Source organism: Comamonas sp. 14P8.1.4 (assembly GCF_057799285.1).
The window spans coordinates 84358-104056 of record NZ_JBYOKN010000009.1 but is presented as its reverse complement, the minus strand read 5'-3'; the positions used below and the strand labels follow the sequence as shown (position 1 = coordinate 104056).

Annotated in this window: 17 protein-coding genes; 14 read left to right on the top strand and 3 right to left on the bottom strand. The window is 61.7% G+C overall.

The features are described from left to right. Nucleotides 1–178: 178 nt before the first annotated feature. Entirely contained in the window at nt 179–1648 is a 1470-nt protein-coding gene (locus AC27VO_RS13355; protein ID WP_488667205.1) for an MFS transporter, read from the bottom strand. Nucleotides 1649–1723: 75 nt separating this feature from the next. Between AC27VO_RS13355 and AC27VO_RS13350 the strand changes: the two genes are divergently transcribed. The 7 genes from AC27VO_RS13350 to AC27VO_RS13320 all read left to right on the top strand — a co-directional run bounded on the left by AC27VO_RS13350 (nt 1724) and on the right by AC27VO_RS13320 (nt 10162). Next, nucleotides 1724–2251, top strand: a complete 528-nt coding sequence (locus AC27VO_RS13350; protein ID WP_488667204.1) for a TetR/AcrR family transcriptional regulator — start codon at nt 1724–1726, stop codon at nt 2249–2251. A 184-nt stretch (nt 2252–2435) separates the two neighbouring features. Continuing rightward, nucleotides 2436–3095 carry a TetR/AcrR family transcriptional regulator gene (locus AC27VO_RS13345; protein ID WP_488667203.1) on the top strand — a complete coding sequence of 220 codons (660 nt, stop codon included), beginning with the start codon at nt 2436–2438 and terminating at the stop codon, nt 3093–3095. Then, nucleotides 3092–4291, top strand: a complete 1200-nt coding sequence (locus tag AC27VO_RS13340; protein WP_488667202.1) for an efflux RND transporter periplasmic adaptor subunit — start codon at nt 3092–3094, stop codon at nt 4289–4291. The genes AC27VO_RS13345 and AC27VO_RS13340 overlap by 4 nt, the downstream gene beginning before the upstream one ends. A 24-nt stretch (nt 4292–4315) precedes the next feature. After that, entirely contained in the window at nt 4316–7528 is a 3213-nt protein-coding gene (locus AC27VO_RS13335; protein WP_488667201.1) for an efflux RND transporter permease subunit, read from the top strand. Nucleotides 7529–7577: 49 nt separating this feature from the next. Continuing rightward, on the top strand, nt 7578–8285 hold the full coding sequence (locus AC27VO_RS13330) for a protein-L-isoaspartate O-methyltransferase family protein (protein WP_488667200.1): 708 nt from the start codon (nt 7578–7580) through the stop codon (nt 8283–8285). Nucleotides 8286–8314: 29 nt separating this feature from the next. Then, on the top strand, nt 8315–8662 hold the full coding sequence (locus AC27VO_RS13325; RefSeq protein ID WP_488667199.1) for a rhodanese-like domain-containing protein: 348 nt from the start codon (nt 8315–8317) through the stop codon (nt 8660–8662). Nucleotides 8663–8743: 81 nt separating this feature from the next. Then, nucleotides 8744–10162, top strand: a complete 1419-nt coding sequence (locus tag AC27VO_RS13320; protein ID WP_488667198.1) for a TolC family outer membrane protein — start codon at nt 8744–8746, stop codon at nt 10160–10162. A gap of 246 nt (nt 10163–10408) precedes the next feature. On the opposite strand, the gene AC27VO_RS13315 is transcribed toward AC27VO_RS13320, so the two are convergent. Continuing rightward, complete coding sequence (locus tag AC27VO_RS13315; RefSeq protein WP_488667197.1) at nt 10409–11017, bottom strand: isochorismatase family protein; 609 nt, start codon at nt 11015–11017, stop codon at nt 10409–10411. A 198-nt stretch (nt 11018–11215) separates the two neighbouring features. Between AC27VO_RS13315 and AC27VO_RS13310 the strand changes: the two genes are divergently transcribed. The 5 genes from AC27VO_RS13310 (at nt 11216) to AC27VO_RS13290 (ending at nt 15788) form a co-directional block, all read left to right on the top strand. Then, on the top strand, nt 11216–11800 hold the full coding sequence (locus AC27VO_RS13310) for a C40 family peptidase (protein ID WP_488667196.1): 585 nt from the start codon (nt 11216–11218) through the stop codon (nt 11798–11800). Nucleotides 11801–11869: 69 nt separating this feature from the next. Continuing rightward, nucleotides 11870–12139, top strand: a complete 270-nt coding sequence (locus AC27VO_RS13305) for a hypothetical protein (RefSeq protein ID WP_488667195.1) — start codon at nt 11870–11872, stop codon at nt 12137–12139. A gap of 96 nt (nt 12140–12235) precedes the next feature. Next, the gene (gene dusA, locus AC27VO_RS13300) at nt 12236–13255 is read left to right on the top strand and encodes a tRNA dihydrouridine(20/20a) synthase DusA (protein ID WP_488667194.1); all 1020 of its coding nucleotides are present in this window, start codon (nt 12236–12238) and stop codon (nt 13253–13255) included. A 464-nt stretch (nt 13256–13719) separates the two neighbouring features. After that, nucleotides 13720–15135, top strand: coding sequence for a polyhydroxyalkanoate depolymerase (locus AC27VO_RS13295; RefSeq protein WP_488667193.1), 1416 nt, complete (start codon nt 13720–13722; stop codon nt 15133–15135). Nucleotides 15136–15140: 5 nt separating this feature from the next. Next, the gene (locus AC27VO_RS13290; RefSeq protein WP_488667192.1) at nt 15141–15788 is read left to right on the top strand and encodes an RnfABCDGE type electron transport complex subunit B; all 648 of its coding nucleotides are present in this window, start codon (nt 15141–15143) and stop codon (nt 15786–15788) included. A 169-nt stretch (nt 15789–15957) separates the two neighbouring features. Here the strand turns inward: AC27VO_RS13290 and AC27VO_RS13285 are convergent, their stop codons facing one another. Continuing rightward, nucleotides 15958–17454: a methyl-accepting chemotaxis protein gene (locus AC27VO_RS13285; RefSeq protein WP_488667191.1), complete on the bottom strand. Its 1497-nt coding sequence runs from the start codon at nt 17452–17454 to the stop codon at nt 15958–15960. Nucleotides 17455–17655: 201 nt separating this feature from the next. Here AC27VO_RS13285 and dapC point away from each other — a divergent pair, with 201 nt between their 5' ends. Together dapC and dapD are read left to right on the top strand one after the other, a co-directional pair. Continuing rightward, nucleotides 17656–18861 (top strand): succinyldiaminopimelate transaminase, encoded by a 1206-nt coding sequence (gene dapC, locus AC27VO_RS13280; RefSeq protein ID WP_488667190.1) that lies wholly within the window; start codon nt 17656–17658, stop codon nt 18859–18861. 3 nt (nt 18862–18864) lie between these two features. Further along, complete coding sequence (gene dapD / locus AC27VO_RS13275) at nt 18865–19698, top strand: 2,3,4,5-tetrahydropyridine-2,6-dicarboxylate N-succinyltransferase (protein ID WP_488667189.1); 834 nt, start codon at nt 18865–18867, stop codon at nt 19696–19698. The last annotated feature ends 1 nt before the right edge of the window (nt 19699 follow it).

Here is a 19699-nt window from a genome sequence, read left to right as displayed (position 1 = left end):
GACACTTCTTTGCCTCCTCACAAGTTAATATGCGACCATATGTGACTTGAGATACAAATTGGTTCCAAGAAAGCACGGTCTTGACACCCTCTTATTGGTGCCGCCAATGAGTGAGCAACCAATTCCACGCTGTCTTCACTTTGCGTCAGCAAGCATGCGTTGAACTTCGGTTCGGTACTCACACTGAACTCAGTCTGCGACGCAGCAGCAAAACCACCACGGCAAGCACAAAAAGCATCGCAATCACCACACTGCTGACGGTGCTGAACGCGCCCTCGAAGGCCTGCATGGCCTCTTGCAGCACTGCTGGCGCGCCTTGGTGCTGCTGGGCATAGGTATGCGCTTCATCGAGGCTGCTGCCAGCCATCGCTTCGATGCCCTGGCTGCGCACCTGTGCCACGTAAATGGCGGTCATGAGCGACCCGAAAATGGTGACCCCAAAGCCACCGCCAAATTCATAGGCCACGCCTTCGACCGAGCCTGCCATGCCCGCGCGTTCTGCGGAGACATTGCTCATCACCATGGTGCTGGATGCAGTGAGGCTGGAGCCGATGCCCACGCCGCACAGCGCCAGGGCGGCGATTTGCACCAGGCTACCCGCGTTGCCCAGTGCCAGATAGCCCCACATGCCTAGCGCGCACATAGCCAGACCCGCCGAGATGACGCGCGGGCTGCCGATACGGCCAATCACAGCACCAGCCAGCGGCCCGGCGATGAAAGAGCCCAAAGAGATGGGCAGCACAAAAGCGCCCGCTTCCAGAGGGCTTTTGCTCAGCACCAGTTGAAGGCGTTGGCTGAGCACCAGCTCAAAGCCGATCAGCGTCATGGATGCAACCAGTGCCACCAGCAGGCCCGTGGCCAGTGGCGGGGTGGACAGCAAGCGGAAGTCAATCAAGGGACGGGGCAAGCGCAACTGCCTGCGCACAAAAACAAACAGCGTGATGACACCCACGCTCAGCATGCCCCAGGCCAGCCATGCCTGGCTGTCTGGCTTGGCAAACTCTTTGATGCCGTAAGCCAGCGCAACAATGCCCAGCATGCTTTGCCAGCAACTGTGCAGATCGATGGTGATGAGGGGATTGCCGGCTTTTTGGGGCACCAGGTGCCAGGCAAGCAGCGAGGCAACGCCAATGATGGGAACGTTGATCAAAAAGACCGAGCCCCACCAGAAATGCTCCAGCAACGCCCCGCCCAGCACAGGCCCGACAGCGGCGCCGCCAGAAGCCACAGAGGCCCAAATGCCAATGGCCAACGCCAATTCCTTGGGGTCTTGGAAGGTGGTGCGAACAATTGCAATAGTGGCCGGCATCATGGTCGCCCCCCCAATGGCCAGCAGTGCGCGCGCGGCAATCAGTACATCGGGCGTGGGTGCAAAGGCTGCAATCACCGAAGCCAAGCCAAAAATGCCCATGCCGGCGATAAACACCCGCCGGTGACCCAGACGGTCGCCCAAGGCGCCCATCACGGGCATCAGCCCCGCCATGACCAGCGAATAGGCGTTGAGAATCCACAGCTTCTCGGAAGCCGTGGTGTGCAGTGCCTGGGCCAGACTGGGCAAGGCGGTGTACAGCACCGTCATGTCAATGACGATGAGGAACAAGGCGGTGGAGACCACGCCCAGCGTCAGCCAGCGGCTATGTGATGTCATCGTAAAACCCAGATTCAATTTCAAATACGAGTGTATTTTAATACGTTCGTATTTTTATCGCCTAAACTTATCCACATGGGAAGAAAGCCATCCATTGACAAGACAAGCCTGCTGCAAGCTGCAGAGCAGATCATTCGCACGCGCGGTGCCGGTGCGCTGTCTTTTGACGCGATCGCCAAGGCGGCGGGGGTGAGCAAAGGTGGGGTGCAAGGCGCTTTTGGCAGCAAAGAGGCTTTGCTGGTTGCACTCTACGACTATCTGGATAGCGGCTACGACGCACGCTTTCTGCAGGCGCGCAACGCGGGTGCTACGGCGGTCGATGCTTATGTCGATGCGGTGCTCAATGCCGATGATGCGGTGAAACAGCGCATTGCCTCCTTGTCTGTGGCCATGACGCAAGAGCCTGAAAGCCGTGCCTTTTTGAGCAAGTGGTACACCGAGAGCTTTCCCGCCCTGTCCACAGAGACTGCCGAGGGGCGCCGCGAAATCCTGCGCTTGTGCGCCCTGGAAGGCGCCATGATGATGCGCTCCATGCAATTGATGCCCCTCAACGATGCGGAGTGGGCCACGGTATTGGCGCAATTGAAGAACAGCCCCGCCTGAACCACGGCCGCAGCTGGGCAGTCACCGCGCGCGCAGCAGCACAAAGGCGCCGTTCACCGACGCACAGGTGCACGCGGCGGCGGTATACGTACGGTGTAGGTAATGACCAAGCTTGACGCGCTGCGTGAAGCTTTCTACATTGCCAACTAATGACCAATTAGTCATTTGCTTTTCACCACTGCCCGTGATCCCTGCAACCGCCCCCTCTTCAACTCCCGCACCACGCCGTACCCGGCGCAAGCAAGCGCGCCCGGCAGAGCTGCTGCAGGCCGCCACGGCCCTGTTTGTGGAAAAAGGCTATGCCGCCACACGGGTCGAGGAAGTGGCCGCGCGCGCCCAGGTCTCCAAAGGCACGCTGTTTTTGTACTACCCCAGCAAGGCCGCCTTGCTTAAGGCCGTGGTGCGCGAGAACATTGCCGGGCACTTTGCCGATTGGCGCAATGAGGTGCGCGATTTCCCTGGCTCGACCCCCGATCTGGTGCGCCACGCTTTCAACGCCTGGCTGGAGCGCATTGCCCATACGCCCGCTGGCGGCATCTACAAGCTGATGGCCAGCGAGTGCTGTAATTTCCCCGACTTGGCCACGTTTTACTTGGAAGAAGTGATTGAGCCGGGCAATGACCTGGTGCGCCGCATTTTGCAGCGCGGCATTGACCGGGGTGAGTTTCGAGCGTTGGATGTGCAAGCCGGTGTGCACCTAATGCTCACCCCCATGTTCACCTACATCCAGTGGCGGTACTCCATGGGCATGTGCTATCCGGATTCGCTGGGGATTTCTGCCCAAGCGTACTTTGACATCCACGTCGACAACCTGCTGCGCGGCCTGGCCGCTCCCTCTTCATGACGCACACCCCGCAGAGCCCCTCTTCGCAGCGCATCCCCAAATGGGTGTGGTTACTGGCCGTGGTGGGCAGCCTGGCCATTGCCGCTGGCATGTGGCGAGCCCTGGAGCAGCGGAGCGCAAAAAAAGAAGCGCTTAGCGCAAGCACAGAGCGGCCTGCAGCCAGTTTAAGCATTCCTCCCTCAGAATGGCTGACTGTGGCCACCCGGCCCATGCCGCTGGGCGTGGCGATCACGGGCAGCCTGTCTGCGGTAGACAGTGCCACGGTCAAAGCCCGCGTGGCCGGCGAGCTGCGTGATCTGCAACTGCGCGAGGGCGACAGCGTGGCCCAGGGCCAAGTCATTGCCCGCGTGGATGCGACCGAGTCTGAAGCCCGCTTTCGCCAGGCCAAATTGCAGGCCGACGCCGCCCAGGCCCAGGTCGCCATTCAACAGCGCCAGCACGAGAACAACCGCGCACTGGTGGGGAAGGGCTTTATCTCCGACACCGCGCTGGCCACCTCGAGCGCCAACTTGCAAGCCGCGCAGGCCAATTACGCCGCTGCACGCGCCGCCCAGGACGGTGCCCGCAAAAACCTGGATGACACGGTGCTGCGCAGCCCGATTGCCGGCCAGATTGCACGGCGCATGGTGCAAAACGGCGAGCGCGTGAACGTGGAAGCGGCGGTGGTGGAAGTGGTAAACCTTGCTGCGCTGGAGCTAGAGGCCCAGCTACCCGCCAATGACTCCGCCCAGGTGCGGGTCGGCCAGACCGCCGTGCTGCAGCTGCGCGCTAGCAACGGGCAAGCGCCGCAAAGCCTGCAAGCCGAGGTGGTGCGTATCAACCCCAGTGCCTCTGCCGGCAACCGTGCCGTACCGGTCTACCTGCGTTTGCAGGCCAATGCCCAGACGCCGCTGCGCCCTGGCATGTATGTGGAAGGCTTTATCCAGACGGCCAACACACAGGCACTGGCGGTGCCACTGACCGCGGTACGCACCGACCAGCCCCTGCCTTATGTGCAGACCGTTACCAACCAGGTGGTGCAACACAGCCCTGTGCAACTGGGCGTGCAAAGCGTGGGAGAAAGCCAGACCTGGGTGGCCATACAAGGTCTGCAGGCCGGGCAGATTGCCCTGTCTGGCGCCGTGGGGGCCGTACCAGCTGGCACCCGCGTGGTGCTGCAGTCTCCCGAAGCCGCCCCAGCAGCGCCTGCACCGTAACCCTTTCAGAAAGCGCCCTGCCCCATGTGGTTTACCAAGGTAAGTCTGCGCAACCCTGTCATGGCCACCATGGTCATGCTGGCTTTTGTGGTGCTGGGTCTGTTTTCATACCAGCGCCTGGCCATCGATCAGTTCCCGAACGTGGACTTCCCGGTGGTGGTGGTCTCGGTCGGCTACCCGGGCGCTTCGCCCGAGGTGGTGGAGAGCGAAGTCACCAAGCCCATGGAAGAGGCCATCAACTCGATTGCCGGCATCAACGCCCTCACCTCGCGCAGCTACGAGGGCAAGTCACTGATCATTATTGAGTTCCAGCTGCACATCGATGGGCGCAAGGCCGCAGACGATGTGCGCGAGAAAGTGGCCACCGTGCGCCCCGTGCTGCGCGATGAGGTCGATGAGCCCTGGGTTCTGCGCTTTGACCCGGCCAGCGCGCCCGTATGGTCAGTGGCCGTGCTGCCCGATGCCAGCACCCAGGTGGCGGGGTCGCAACCGCTGTCGCCCATTCAGCTGACCACCTGGGCTGATCAGGTGCTGAAAAAACGCCTGGAGAACGTGCGCGGCGTGGGTGCCGTGAACCTGGTGGGCGACAACCCGCGTGAGATCAACATCTACCTGGACCCCGCCGCGTTGGAGGCCTACGGCATCACGCCCGCCCAGGTGGTGAATGCAGTACGCAGCGAGAACCAGGATCTGCCCGTGGGCAGCATCCGCTCGCTGCAGCAAGAGCGGGTGGTGCAGATCAATGCCCGCATTGAGCGGCCTGCACAATTTGCCAGCATTGTGGTGACGCAACGTGGCGGCGCACCAGTACGCCTGGGCCAGCTGGCGCAGATCAAGGACGGCGCGCAGGAAGTGGAAAGTCTGGCGCTCTACAACGGCCAGCGCACCCTGCTGTTGTCTGTGCAAAAAGCCCAGGACGAAAACACCATCGAGGTGGTCAAGGGGCTGGACCAGGCCATCCATGCCCTGGGGGCGGAGCTGCCTGTCGGCATCAAGCTGGAGCCCATCGCCGACTCGGCCCGCCCGATTCAGGTGGCCGTAGACAACGTGCGCCAGACCCTGATTGAAGGGGCTGTGCTCACCGTGGTGATCGTGTTCCTGTTCCTGAACTCCTGGCGCTCGACCATCATCACGGGGCTGACGCTGCCCATCGCCCTGATTGGCACCTTCTGGTTCATGTACATGTTTGGCTTTTCCATCAACATGGTGACGTTGATGGCGCTGTCCCTGTGCGTGGGCCTGCTGATTGACGATGCCATCGTGGTGCGCGAGAACATCGTGCGCCATGTACAGATGGGCAAAAGCCCGTACAACGCCGCCATGGATGGCACGCAGGAGATCGGCCTGGCTGTACTGGCCACCACGCTCTCCATCGTGGCGGTGTTTCTGCCCATTGGCTTCATGGGCGGCATCATTGGCAAGTTTTTCCACGAATTCGGCATCACCATCGTGGCAGCGGTGCTGATTTCGATGTTTGTCAGCTTCACGCTGGACCCCATGCTCTCCAGCGTCTGGCATGACCCCAGCATCCATGCCCATGGCCAGGCTCAACCACAGGGCCGGCGCACCTTCTACGACCGCACACTGGGCCGTGTCACCCACTGGTTTGACCAGGCCAGCGAAGATTTGTCTGCGCTGTACCAGCGTTTGCTGCGCTGGTCGTTGGGTCACAAGCTGGCGACCGTGCTGGTAGCGCTGGGTATTTTTGTGGGCAGTGTGCTGATGCTGCCGCTGCTGGGCTCTGAGTTTGTGCCTGCGGCCGACTTTTCCGAAACCCGCGTCAACTTTGAAACCCCGCAGGGCTCTGCCATCGAAGCCACGGAAGCCAAGGCGCTGCAGGTGGAGGCCATCATTCGCGCCATGCCCGAGGTGCGCTACACCTTAACGAGCATCAACACCAGCAATGCCGAGGGCAAACACTCTGCCAGCATCTATATCCGGCTGGTGGAACGCTCTAAGCGCAGCCGGGGGCTGGACCAAATGTCGCTGAAGCTGCGCGAAACACTGCGCAGCGTGCCGGGCATCATCATCACCCACGTGGGGCTGCTGGAGCCGGTGGGTGGGCAAAAGCAAATTGAGTTTTCCATCATGGGGCCGGATCTCGGGGAGCTGGGCCGCCTGAACCAGCAGCTGCTGGCAAAGCTGCAGCACATTCCCGGCCTGGTGGATGTGGACACCAGCTTGCAGCAACCCAAGCCGATCATCGACATTCAGGTGCGCCGCGATGCCGCCGCCGACTTGGGCCTGTCGGTGTCCAGCATTGCCAGCAGCTTGCGCACCCTGGTGGCTGGCGACACGATCGGCAACTGGCGCGCCAGCGATGACCAGACGTATGACGTGAATGTGCGCCTGGCGCCCGAAGCACGTACCGAACCTGCAGACCTGTACCACCTGCCCTTCGCCCTCTCCAACAGCGACGGCAGCACCCGCGTGGTGCAGCTCAATCAGGTGGCCAATGTGGTGGAGTCCAGCAGCCCCAGCCAGATCAACCGACGCGCCATGACGCGCGAGGTGCAAATTACGGCCAACGTGGCGCTGCGCTCGGTGGGAGAAGTCTCCAGCGACATCACCCAGGTCTTGAACCAGCTGCAGATGCCTCCGGGCTACCGCTGGGAGTTTGGCGGCTCCACCAAGAACATGAACGAGTCGTTTGCCTATGCGCTCTCGGCCCTGGCGCTGGCCATCATCTTCATCTACATGATTTTGGCCAGCCAGTTCAAAAGCTTTATCCAGCCGCTGGCACTGATGACCGCCCTGCCGCTGACGCTGATTGGCGTGGTGCTGGCGCTGATGATGTTCAACTCCGCCATGAGCATGTTCTCCATCATCGGTATCGTGATGCTGATGGGCCTGGTCACCAAGAACGCCATCTTGCTGGTGGACTTTGCCATTCGTGCCCGCGGTGAACACACGGATGAGCACGGCGAGCTGCAACAAGGCTTGCCGCGTGAGCAGGCACTGCTGCTGGCCGCCAAAGTGCGGCTGCGCCCGATCTTGATGACCACCCTGGCCATGGTGTTTGGCATGGTGCCACTGGCCTTTGCCGTCACCGAAGGCTCCGAGCAGCGCGCCCCCATGGGCCAGGCCGTCATCGGCGGGGTGATCACCTCTTCGCTGCTGACGCTGGTGGTGGTGCCCGTGGTGTACTGCTATTTGGACGATCTGACCCAGTGGTTTAAACAGCTTTGGCACCGCAGTGAGCCCGACAACGCCACAAAGCCGCCCCCACACTCGTAGAATCCTGAGTTTGTTTCAGATAAGCCATCCCGCAGCGGAGGAGACCACAATGAATTTGCCCCTGAACAGCCTGTTAGACCGCCAAGACGCCACCGAGAACGCCCGCTACAACATGGTGCAGCAACAAGTGCGCCCCTGGAATGTGGACGGAGAGAGCATGCTCCACGCTCTCTACACCGTGCGCCGTGAAGATTTCACCCCCCCTGCCCACTACAGCCTGGCCTTCATGGATGTGCTGGTCCCCCTGACCGACGCTGCAGATGCAGTGGACAACGGCCTGTGCATGTTCCAGCCCCGCGTGGAAGCGCGCATGGTCAACGATCTGGACATTCAGCCCACCGATCGCGTGCTGGAAATTGGTACGGGCTCGGGTTACAGCGCGGCCCTGCTATCCAAGCTGGCCCAGGAAGTGCTGACACTGGAAATCAACCCCGAGCTGGCCGACATGGCCCGCGAGAACCTCGCCGACGCAGGCTGCAGCAATGTGACCGTGCGCGTGGCCGATGGTTCCAAGGACACCCTGCCCGAAGGCCCCTTTGACACCATCTTGCTCAGCGGCTCGGTGGAAACACTGCCGGTGGAGCTGCTCTCGCACCTCAAGGACGGTGGCCGCCTGTGCGCGATTGTTGGCAACAAGCCCATGATGCGTTTCACCCTGGTAACCAAGCAGGACGGCACAACCACTACCAAGACCCCTTGGGACATCGTGGCCCCCCGCCTGCAAGGCTTTGCCACACACAACCGCTTTTCGTTCTAAGCCCGTTTCCTGTATCCCCGGAGAGATTTATGTTTTATCAAGTGCGCCCTTCCCTGCTGGATGAGTGGTTGGGCCAGTTCGCCGGTGATACAGCCAAACCCGTCGTCTTGGACGTGCGCGAGAAATGGGAATGCCAGGTGGCCAGCGTCGCGCCCAGCGACAATTTTGAGCTGCAGTGCATTCCCATGGGTGAAATCACCTCGCGCCTGAACGAGCTGGACCCTGACCGCGCCATTGCCTGCCTGTGCCACCACGGTGCACGCAGCATGAGTGTGGCGGCCTACCTGGCCCGTGAAGGTTTTGAGACGGTGGCCAACATCACCGGCGGCATTGACGCCTGGTCGCACGAGCGCGACCCCGGCGTGCCCCGCTATTGAGTGACACCACCGCCAAACAACATAAGAAATAAGGCAGTGCGGTACTGCTGCTGAGATCTGAGATTCTTGGAGACGTTTTCCATGGTTTTTTCATTCGGGCAGTGCATTTCTGAAGTGTTTCCAAGCACCATGCGCCGTGTTGCAGCGGCAGTCATGGCCGTGTGCGCCGTCAGCGCCATGCCTGCTGTGCAGGCACAAAGCCTGGTGCAGCTGACCGAGCAGGCCCAGGCCTATGACGCCGCCTGGCAAAGTGCCCGCGCCCAGCTCGATGCCACCATCAGCAAAGGCGCCCAGGCCAAAGCGGGGCTGCTGCCCCAAATCGGCATTCAAGCCGGCAGTCAATACAGCGACACACGGGTGCGCAGCGCCCTGCCCACTCAGCAGCTGGATGCCCGGCAAGATTCCGCCAGTCTGCAAGCCAAGCAACCGCTGTACAACCCGGCGAACCTGGCCACCTACCGCCAGGGCGAGCGCAACATCGACCTGGCCTACGCACAGGTCGATGCCGCCAGCCAAGATTTGCTGGTACGTACCGCCAAGGCCTATTTCCAGGTCTTGGCCGCCATGGACACCTTGCACCTGGTGCAGGCCCAAAAGCGTGCCGTATCGGAGCAGTACGAATACGCCAAGCGCAATTTCGAAATTGGCACGGCCACGATCACGGACTCACGCGAGGCGCAGGCCCGCTTTGACCTGATCCGCGCCCAGGAAATTGCCACGGAGAACGATTTGCGCGTCGCCCAAGCGGCCTTGCAGCAGCTGGTGGGGCTGGCCTCCGCCGCACCCTGGCCACTGGCGCAGCCGGTGCGGCTGCCCGCGCTCACACCCAATGACTTGCAGGCCTGGCTGGACATGGCCCAGACCAGCAGCCCCCAAATCCGCCAGGCGCAGATTGCGCTGGACATGTCCAAATTGGAAACCGACAAGGCCTACGCCGGGCACAAACCCACGGTAGACCTGCAAGCCAGCTACGGCACGCAGCGCAACCCGGATGGCTCCTTGACCCTGCCCATGCGCAACAACTCCACCGTCGGCACCGTGGGCGTGGTGATGAACATTCCCCTGTTTGCAGGTTTTGCCGTGCAAAACCGAGTGAAAGAAACGCTGTCGCTGGAAGAAAAGGCCCGCGCCGATCTGGAAGACACCTCGCGCCAAGTGGCCCAGGCCGTGCGCGCGGCCTTCTTTGGTGTGCAGTCAGCTTACGGCCAGGTGCAGGCGCTGGAAGCTGCGGTGGCTTCCAGCCAAAGTGCACTCGAAGCCAATTTGCTGGGCTACGAGGTGGGCGTGCGCATCAATATGGATGTGCTGAACGCCCAAAGCCAGCTCTACCAATCCCAGCGTGACCTGGCCCAGGCCCGCTACAACCTGCTGGTTGGCCAGCTGCAGCTGCGCCAGGCGGCAGGCATTTTGCGCATGCAGGATGTGCAAACGCTCAATGAAGTGCTAAGCCCTGCGCAGCTGGCGGCTGCCTCGGCAGTGCCTGAGACAAAGAATAAGTGAGCATCTAGCGCCGTCTATGGAATGGATTGAGACCCTTTTGGCTCTGAACCCTTTGTCCTTGCTGCGCAAGCAGCTCACTTATTGATCGATGCACGCGTCAATGCAAGTTGCAAAGGCATGTGGTGGATTGGAAGCGCTTTCCCTATGAAAAGCACTGCTTCAAATATAATGTAAGCTGTATTCAGATGCACAAAAAAAAGCTCCGGATCTCCCGGAGCTTGCTGGCAGTCCCGCTGAAAGCAGCAATTACTTGATCAGCTCCAGCATCTGCTTGAATGCGGGGTGTTCGCAGCTGCGCAGCCATTCAAATGCCACCATTTCCGTGGTCACCAGCTCGGCACCAGCACCTGCCAGGCGGTCAAACGCGGCATCACGGTTGCGCTCGCTGCGCGAGCTGCAGGCGTCCGTGACCACCCATACTTCCATCTCCTCTTCCAGCAATTGCAGCGCGGTCTGCATCAGGCACACATGGGCTTCACAGCCAGCAATGATGATGGAGGGGCGCTCAGGCTCTTGCGGTGCAGCCGGCTTTTGCAAGTACTTGGGCAGGCTGCGGGCATTGCCGCCCTGCTGCTTTTTCACTGGCGGGCGCAAGATATCGATCAAGCCCTCTTCCGCTGCGCTGAAGCTCATCTTGGCGAATGTCTCATCGCACAGAGCGCGCAATGCAGGCGCGTTCTGGCCCAGGCTGCCCGGGTTTTGCTCGGTGGCCCAGACGGGCACTTGCATCATGTTGGCGATTTTGGCCAATTTGATGGCATTGGCCAGCACTTGCGGACCTTCAAAAATGGCAGGCATGAGCTTTTCTTGGTAGTCGATCAGCACCAACTGCGAATCATCGGCATCCAGCAACATGTATTTTCCTAGCGTGTTCTGTCATAAAGGCTGCATTGTCGCAGCGATACACACGCCATGTCTTGGCCTGCGTGCAAGACACAAGAAACTGCGTCAGATCAAAATATCGCCCGCCACCAGGTGAAATCGACAATTAGATGCGCTTTGTAGGGCAATTTCTAGCCACAGCGTCGGGGACACGTGATACCCTTGCGACCCATGACTTGCAAATGGCTATTAGTACTCGCCTTGGTTTGTGGAAGCGTGCAAGCAGCTCCCACCGACGCAGAGGCTCCCGCTCAGGATCGGATTGCCGAACTCCTGAAGGAGCGCGGTCTGGGTGCCAACCTGCAAACGGTTGGCCACTCCGTAGCAACCAACACGTCCAGCCTGATCAGTACGGCCATGGGCATGATTGGTATCCGTTACCGCTTTGGTGGCACCAGCGCTGAAACAGGCTTTGACTGCAGCGGCTTCGTGCGCGCCATCTACCAAGATACCGTGGGTCATTTGCTGCCACGCCGCGCCGATGAGCAGGCCAAGGCCACGCAAAAGATCGACAAAAAAGAACTCAAACCTGGTGACCTGGTGTTTTTCAACACCATGCGCCGCGCCTTCAGCCACGTGGGTATCTACGTGGGTGATGGCCAGTTCATCCACTCCCCCAGCCGTGGTAAGTCGGTGCGTGTGGAGAACATGAACACCAGCTATTGGGCTAAACGCTTCAACGGCGCACGCCGCGTAGATGTGGCCGACGCCTCCGCCGCCGATGCACTGGTGGGCAGCGAAATCACCGCACCCTGAGCCCGGCACCGCACCCGCAAGGCCTGCTTTATGCAGGCCTTTGTTTTTCTTGACGCTGAAATGAGCTGTATGACGGAAAAAGCTACGCCCAAACCTCGACTGGTACGCTGGATCATTGGCATCCCGGTGGCCCTGTTTGCCCTGCTGATGCTGATCAGCCAGATCTTCTTTCATGTCTCGCCCAGCAAAGAAGAACAGTGGGTGGAGCGCGAGACCATTCGCTTGTGCTGGAAAGAGCGCGAAAAAGGCCCCAAGGAAAACACCCCGCCCCAGTTCAGCGCCGACCAGTGCGAACAGCTGGAAGCCGACTTCAAGCACAAGTGGAACGTCAACCCCTGAGCCCCCACGCAAAGCCTTGCGGCTGAAAAAATGCGCAGGGCTGGGCACAATAACGCCCTTCGCCAGCCGACAGGGCGCACTGCCGCCCTCCTTGGAATGACTACTGCTTCCCCACAAGAACAACACCCCGCCGCTTTCAGCCCCTGGCGCATGTCGGTTGCGCCCATGCTCGACTGGACGGACCGCCACTGCCGCTACCTGCACCGCCTGCTGTCCAAGTACACGCTGCTGTACACGGAGATGATTACCACGGGTGCCCTGATTCACGGCGATCAGGCGCGCCATCTGCGCTTTAACGTGGAAGAGCACCCCGTCGCACTGCAGCTGGGCGGCAGCGAGCCTGCAGACTTGGCCAAGGCTGCCAAGATTGGCCAGGACTGGGGCTACGACGAGATCAACCTCAACTGCGGCTGCCCCAGCGAGCGCGTGCAACGCGGCGCTTTTGGTGCCTGCCTGATGAATGAAGCCGCACTGGTGGCCGACGGCGTCAAGGCCATGCGCGATGCGGTGCAGATTCCTTTGACCGTCAAGCACCGCATTGGCATCGACAAGATCGAAAGCTACGACTTTGTGCGCGATTTTGTGGGCACCGTGGCCGATGCGGGCTGCGAAGTCTTTATCGTGCACGCGCGCAATGCCTGGCTACAGGGCCTGTCGCCCAAGGAAAACCGCGACATTCCTCCGCTGCGCTACGACGTGGTGGCCCAGCTCAAGCGGGACTTCCCGCAGCTGACCATTGCCATCAATGGCGGCATCAAGACCGATGAGGTGGTGGCTGAGCAGTTGCAACGGGTCGACGGCGTGATGATTGGCCGCGAGGCCTACCACAACCCCTGGTGGCTCAGCCGCTGGGACGAGTTGTACTACGGCGCTGCCCCTTCAGAGCTGACGCACCAGAGCGTGGAAGCGGCCATGGTCGACTACATGGAGCGCGAGGCCCGCGAGCACGGCACGCACTGGTACAGCATTGCGCGCCACATGCTGGGCTTGCGCCACGGTCTGGCCGGTGCACGCCGCTGGCGCCAGGTGTGGAGCGACCACAAGCTCAAACACCTCTCGGCCCGCGAAGTGTCGGCCATTGCCAATACGCGCCCGGACGGCTCGGCACCGGAATAAGCGAAAACCACGGCCCTGTCCGTAACGGTGGCACTGCACGCGCACAAGCCAGGGGCCAAAGCAAAGGCAGCCGTTTTGCGCGGCTATTGCCTTGCAGCCTGCACCGGGCAGCGCTTTCAGCGCTGCCCTCTTCCAGGCTTCACGCCTGGTGCACCCGGCTCGTATACATCCACGCACGCGTTCGTACCGCTCATCTTTCCAAACATATAGCAGCCAGCGCTTGTGTTTGCTTGGTTTCAGGCTTATATAGCATTGATACCTAGCATCTACCACCGCTGGCTGCTCATTTTTTGTGATTGCACGGAGCGACACATGCACTCCAGCACCCTGCATGCACACCGCCTGTCGCGCGCACCCTGGTCTGCACTTGTCGCCCGCGCGACTGTATCTCCAGCAAAACGTGGTTTCTTTGATCCGGCGCATGCTGCTAATATTGCACTGCAACATAACGAGATCAGCCGCCCATGCTCTACCAGCTCTACGAAACCCAGCGTGCTTTGCTGGAGCCCTTTGCGGACTTCGCCCAAGCCACGGCCAAGCTCTACACCAACCCCTTGCTGCCGCTGTCGCAGGGGCCATTCTCGCAACGCATCTCGGCCGGCTTTGATCTGTTTTACCGCCTGGGCAAGGGCTACGAAAAACCTGTCTTCGGTATCGAGTCCGTGCCGGTCCAAGGCGTGAACGTCACCATTTTGGAGCGCGTAGAGCTGGACAAGCCGTTTTGTGAGCTGCGCCGCTTCAAGCGCTTCTCGGACGATCCCAAGACGCTGGACACCCTACTCACGCAGCCGCCCGTGCTGGTGGTGGCCCCGCTGTCGGGCCACTACGCCACCTTGCTGCGCGACACCGTCAAAAGCCTGCTGAGCGACCACAAAGTCTTCATCACCGACTGGAAGAACGCCCGCCTGGTGCCACAGGCAGACGGTGAATTTCACCTGGACGACTACATCCACTACGTGCAGGACTTCATCCGCTACCTGCAGCAGCAGTACGGCAACTGCCACGTCATCAGCGTCTGCCAGCCCACCGTGCCCGTGCTGGCTGCCATTTCCCTGATGGCCAGCCGCGGCGAGACCACACCGCTGACCATGACCATGATGGGCGGCCCCATCGATGCGCGCAAATCGCCCACGGCCGTCAACAACCTGGCCACCCAGCGCAGTCTGGAATGGTTTGAAAACAATGTGATTCACCGCGTACCCGAGAACTACCCCGGCGCAGGCCGCCGCGTGTACCCCGGCTTTTTGCAGTACACCGGCTTTGTGGCCATGAACCCGGACCGCCACGCCAACAGCCACTACGACTACTTCAAAGATCTGGTCAAAGGCGACGACGCCAGCGCCGAGCAGCACCGCAAGTTCTACGACGAATACAACGCCGTGCTGGACATGGACGCCGACTACTACCTGGAGACCATCCAGGCCGTGTTCCAGGACTTCAAGCTGGTCAACGGCAACTGGGACGTGCGCGCGCCCGACGGCACGCTCGAGCGCGTCAGGCCCGCCGACATCACCACCACCGCCCTGTTCACCATCGAAGGGGAGCTGGACGACATCTCCGGCTCGGGCCAGACCCGCGCAGCCCACGATCTGTGCAGTCAGATTCCGGACAGCCAGCGCCTGCACTACGACGTGCTGGGCGCCGGGCACTACGGCATCTTCAGCGGCCGCCGCTGGCGCGACATGGTCTACCCCAAGGTCCGCGGCTTCATCGATGCCCACCACCCAGCCGCAGCCGCCCAGGCCGCGCCCGTGCAAGACGGGGAATTTGTCATGGCCGAAGACAGCGCCCCCCAAGTTGCGCGACACTCTGCCCCCAGAACCCCACGCTCTGCCCCGTCTGCGCCCGCATCCAGCAAGCGCCGGCGCAGTGCTCGCTAGACTGCATGCCTGAGTTAACCCCCAAGCCCGTCCTGACCGGACTGGCTTTTTCCATTGACGCCGCCCTGCCGCAAACGCAATGCCAGCGCTGCGGCTACCCGGACTGCGCCAGCTACGCGCAGGCCATTGCGCACGACAACGCCCCCATCAACCAATGCCCACCGGGCGGCACCGAAGGCATTGCACGCCTGGCCGCCCTGACCGGGCACGCGGGCACACCGCTCAACCCCCAATTTGGCATCGAAGGGCCGCTGACCCTGGCGCGCATTGATGAAGACTGGTGCATTGGCTGCACGCTGTGCATCAAGGCCTGCCCCACGGATGCCATCCTGGGCGCCAACAAGCTCATGCACACCGTGATGCCGCAGCACTGCACGGGCTGCGAGCTGTGCATTCCCGTGTGCCCGGTGGACTGCATTGAGCTGGAAGTGGTCAGCGACAGCCGCACGGGCTGGGATGCCTGGTCCCCCGAGCTGGCCCACCACGCCAAGCAGCGCTACCACAGCCGCCAGCAGCGCCTGCTGGCCAGCGGCCTGACCGACAGCATCAATGCCAACGCCCAAGCCACCGCACCCGTGCCGGAAGTGGTGCCCGATAAAAAGTCGGCCATTGCTGCGGCCCTGGCTAAGGCACGCGGTTTGCGCGGCAACTGAGCGCGGCTGGCAGCGGTCAGCAGCGCCGTCCGGCGTACGCCTTCACGCAGCCAGCTTTCAAAAAAAAAGAGCTTCCAGCGCTTTCTGCATAAGGGCTGGAAGCTCTTTTTATGCCCAATCCACGTCCCGCATACGCGGTATGAGGCAGCGCTGAGGGCGTGTCACCCAGCTAGCCCGCAAACCCCTTGTACACCCCGCAACCCAGGTACACCCCGTCTTGCTGGCAGACATAGGACATCTTGGTCTGCACCTGGCCCGTGACCGGGTTGCTGAAGTCGTACTCCACCCAGCCAGGGCCCTGCTGGGCCTGCGCCATGATGGCGTGCAGCAAAGCATCACCATCCACCCCTTTGACCTCTTGCACCCGGCTGCCGCGCTTGGCCGGATTGCCGCCAAACGCCAGGTAGCGGCCCGTGGCATCCAGCACAAACACATACATATCGCGGTCATGAAAGGGCTGGCGCGGATCGGTCAGCGCCAGCCAGTACTGCTCCAGTGGCATGCCCATGCGGCGCAGCGCCACGGCACGCTCGACCAGCGCCATCGCCTCCACCGCCGTGCCCTGCTGCAGCCGAAAGCGCTCGACAGCCTGCGACAGCGTGGCCGCACGCAGCTCCAGCGTTTGGGCCTCGTGCACCACGTGGCGCACCATCTGCGCGTTCTCCTGCGTGACCTGGTCAATGCCATGCACCGCCTGGTTGATCTGCTGCAAGCCCGTGCCCTGTGCGTGCCCCGCGTCGGAAATCGCCGCCACATGCCCGGCCACGCTGTGAATCCCCTGCGCCATGCGCTGCATGCCGGCGCCGGCCTGGCGAATCAGGCGTGTGCTGCTGGAGACTTGCTGCACCGAGGTTTCAATCAGCCCGCGGATTTCCTTGGCCGCCTCTGACGAGCGCTGCGCCAGGCTGCGCACCTCGGAGGCCACCACGGCAAAGCCGCGCCCTTGCTCACCCGCACGTGCAGCCTCTACCGCGGCATTGAGCGCCAGGATGTTGGTTTGAAAGGCAATGCCATCAATCACGGCAATGATCTCGGACATGCGCCCGGCGCTGTGCTCGATCGCTTCGATGGAACGCACCGCCTGCTCCATCACCCCACTGCCCTGCGCCACCACCTCGCGCAGCTGGTGGGTCGAGCGGTCGGCCGCCACGGCGGCCTCGGTATTGTTGTGCACCACCGCCGTCACCTCTTCCACGCTGACCACGGTTTGCGCCACGTTGGTGGCCTGCAGCTCCGTGCGCGCGGCCAGGGCCTGGTTGTCCTGCGTCAATGTGTGCCCCGCCTGGGTGACCAGGGCCGCATTGCTGCGAATGTCCGCCACCATGCTCGACAGCGCCACCACCATGCCATCGAGCAAGCGCGCCATTTCGCCCAGCTCATCGCGGCTGCTGGCCGTCAGCCGGTGCGTCAGATTGCCTTGCGCGGCCTGGTCCATGGCCGCAATCAGGCGCACCATTTCATAGGCCATATTGCGGTAGACGCTGTAGAGCACATACAGAAAAAAGAGCACCCCGCCTATCGCCACAGCCAGTTGCACGCTGTTTTCTTGCCCAGTCTGCGCCGCCAGCCACAGCGCTGCCATCACCAGCAAGCCGCTGAGCCCCACACAGGCCAGCTTGGCGCCGACCTTGCAACGCCTGAGAATCCACAACATGGGTTTGGTCATGGCCGCGCTCCCTTACCTTCTTGAAATGTTTCAAAAGGTTTGTACGCGGACACTCACCAGGCGGCTACGGGGGTTGTCCTAGGCTGTGTCTGCCCAGACACGCCACTTCGGACTGAGTTCATGCGATTTCTGCATCCAGAAAGCTAACATCGTGCATCAAGCGCAGGTAGATTGCCGAACTCAGCACATAATATTTGGATCATGAATCCCCTGCTCCAACACCTTCAGCCCTACCCCTTCGAGCGGCTGCGTCAACTCTTTGCGGGGGTCACACCGCCTGCACAGCTGCGTCACATCAGCCTGGGCATTGGCGAGCCGCGCCACGCCACGCCGGAGTTCATCAAAACCAGCCTGACGGGCAACCTCGCAGGCCTGGCCAACTACCCCGCCACCGCAGGCGATGTGCAACTGCGCCAGACCTGCAGCGACTGGCTGCAGCGCCGCTACGGCATTGCCGTGGACGCGGCCACGCAGGTGTTGCCGGTCAACGGCTCGCGCGAGGCCCTGTTCTCTTTCGCCCAGACGGTGATTGACCCCACACAAGCCGGTGCCACCGTGCTGTGTCCCAATCCCTTCTACCAAATCTACGAAGGCGCCGCCCTGCTGGCCGGTGCCCAGCCGTACTTCGTGCCCAGCGACCCCGCGCGCAACTTTGCCGTGGACTGGAACAGCGTGCCTGCCGATGTCTGGGCTACCACCCAGCTGATCTACGTGTGCTCGCCCGGCAACCCCACCGGTGCAGTGATGCCGCTGGACGAGTGGAAAAAGCTGTTCGATCTGTCGGACCGCTATGGTTTCGTGATCGCCTCCGACGAGTGCTACAGCGAGATCTACTTCCAGGACGAAGCACCGCTGGGTGGCCTGGAAGCCGCCGTCAAGCTGGGCCGTAATGACTTCCACAATCTGGTAGCCTTCACCAGCCTGTCCAAGCGCAGCAATGTGCCAGGACTGCGCAGCGGCTTTGTGGCCGGTGATGCGCGTTTGCTCAAATCGTTCTTGCTCTACCGCACCTACCACGGTGGTGCCATGGGCCTGCCGATCCAGCATGCCTCCATCGCGGCCTGGTCCGACGAGGCCCACGTGCAGCACAACCGTGCGCTGTACAAAGCCAAGTTCGACGCGGTCATGCCCATCCTGGAGCCTGTGATGGATGTGCGCCTGCCCGATGCCGGTTTTTACCTCTGGCCACGCATTCCGGATGCGCTGGGCATGAGCGAAACCGAATTTGCGCGCGAACTCTTTGCGCAAAGCCATGTGACCGTGCTGCCTGGCAGCTATCTGGCACGTGAGGCCCGGGGCAGTAACCCCGGTGCACAACGTGTCCGCCTGGCCCTGGTGGCCGAGACCGCAGAATGCGTAGAGGCAGCTCAGCGCATCGCCGATTTCATCCAAAAAAACGTCAAGTAAATCATGACCCAACAACTGCAACAAATCATCGACCAAGCCTGGGAAAACCGTGCAGAGATCTCTGCCAAGACGGCCCCCAAGGAAGTGGCTGAAGCGGTTCAGCACGCTCTGAACGAGCTGAACAACGGCACGCTGCGTGTGGCGACCCGTGAAGGCGTGGGCCAGTGGACCGTGCACCAGTGGCTCAAGAAGGCAGTGCTGCTGTCCTTCCGCTTGAGCGACAACAAGCTGATGCAATCGGGCGACCTGAACTTCTTCGACAAGGTGCCCACCAAGTACGAAGGCATGTCGGAAGCCGACATCGCCGCCACCGGCGTGCGCGTGGTGCCTCCAGCTGTGGCCCGTCGCGGCTCCTTCATCGCCTCGGGCGCCATTCTGATGCCTTCCTACGTGAACATTGGCGCGTATGTGGACTCCGGCACCATGGTGGACACTTGGGCTACGGTCGGCTCCTGCGCCCAAGTGGGCAAGAACGTGCACCTGTCCGGTGGCGTGGGCCTGGGCGGCGTGCTGGAACCCCTGCAAGCCAACCCCACCATCATTGAAGACAACTGCTTCATCGGCGCGCGCTCCGAAGTGGTGGAAGGCGTGATCGTCGAAGAAAACTCGGTGATCTCCATGGGCGTGTACATCGGCCAATCCACCCCCATCTTCAACCGCGAAACCGGTGAAATCTCCTACGGCCGCGTGCCTGCTGGCTCGGTGGTGGTTTCGGGCAACCTGCCCAAGAAGACCAAGGACGGCAAGGACTACTCCATGTACGCCGCCATCATCGTCAAGACCGTGGATGCCAAGACCCGCTCCACTACCAGCTTGAACGACCTGCTGCGCGACTAAA

Excerpts from the sequence above, each read along its gene's own strand:
- AC27VO_RS13310 (WP_488667196.1), top strand. The coding sequence starts at position 11,216 with ATGACTTGCAAATGGCTATTAGTACTCGCCTTGGTTTGTGGAAGCGTG.
- AC27VO_RS13350 (WP_488667204.1), top strand. The coding sequence starts at position 1,724 with ATGGGAAGAAAGCCATCCATTGACAAGACAAGCCTGCTGCAAGCTGCA.
- dapD (WP_488667189.1), top strand. The coding sequence starts at position 18,865 with ATGACCCAACAACTGCAACAAATCATCGACCAAGCCTGGGAAAACCGT.
- AC27VO_RS13320 (WP_488667198.1), top strand. The coding sequence starts at position 8,744 with ATGGTTTTTTCATTCGGGCAGTGCATTTCTGAAGTGTTTCCAAGCACC.
- AC27VO_RS13340 (WP_488667202.1), top strand. The coding sequence starts at position 3,092 with ATGACGCACACCCCGCAGAGCCCCTCTTCGCAGCGCATCCCCAAATGG.
- AC27VO_RS13295 (WP_488667193.1), top strand. The coding sequence starts at position 13,720 with ATGCTCTACCAGCTCTACGAAACCCAGCGTGCTTTGCTGGAGCCCTTT.
- dusA (WP_488667194.1), top strand. The coding sequence starts at position 12,236 with ATGACTACTGCTTCCCCACAAGAACAACACCCCGCCGCTTTCAGCCCC.
- AC27VO_RS13325 (WP_488667199.1), top strand. The coding sequence starts at position 8,315 with ATGTTTTATCAAGTGCGCCCTTCCCTGCTGGATGAGTGGTTGGGCCAG.
- AC27VO_RS13305 (WP_488667195.1), top strand. The coding sequence starts at position 11,870 with ATGACGGAAAAAGCTACGCCCAAACCTCGACTGGTACGCTGGATCATT.
- dapC (WP_488667190.1), top strand. The coding sequence starts at position 17,656 with ATGAATCCCCTGCTCCAACACCTTCAGCCCTACCCCTTCGAGCGGCTG.
- AC27VO_RS13335 (WP_488667201.1), top strand. The coding sequence starts at position 4,316 with ATGTGGTTTACCAAGGTAAGTCTGCGCAACCCTGTCATGGCCACCATG.
- AC27VO_RS13355 (WP_488667205.1), bottom strand. The coding sequence starts at position 1,648 with ATGACATCACATAGCCGCTGGCTGACGCTGGGCGTGGTCTCCACCGCC.
- AC27VO_RS13290 (WP_488667192.1), top strand. The coding sequence starts at position 15,141 with ATGCCTGAGTTAACCCCCAAGCCCGTCCTGACCGGACTGGCTTTTTCC.
- AC27VO_RS13330 (WP_488667200.1), top strand. The coding sequence starts at position 7,578 with ATGAATTTGCCCCTGAACAGCCTGTTAGACCGCCAAGACGCCACCGAG.
- AC27VO_RS13315 (WP_488667197.1), bottom strand. The coding sequence starts at position 11,017 with ATGTTGCTGGATGCCGATGATTCGCAGTTGGTGCTGATCGACTACCAA.
- AC27VO_RS13285 (WP_488667191.1), bottom strand. The coding sequence starts at position 17,454 with ATGACCAAACCCATGTTGTGGATTCTCAGGCGTTGCAAGGTCGGCGCC.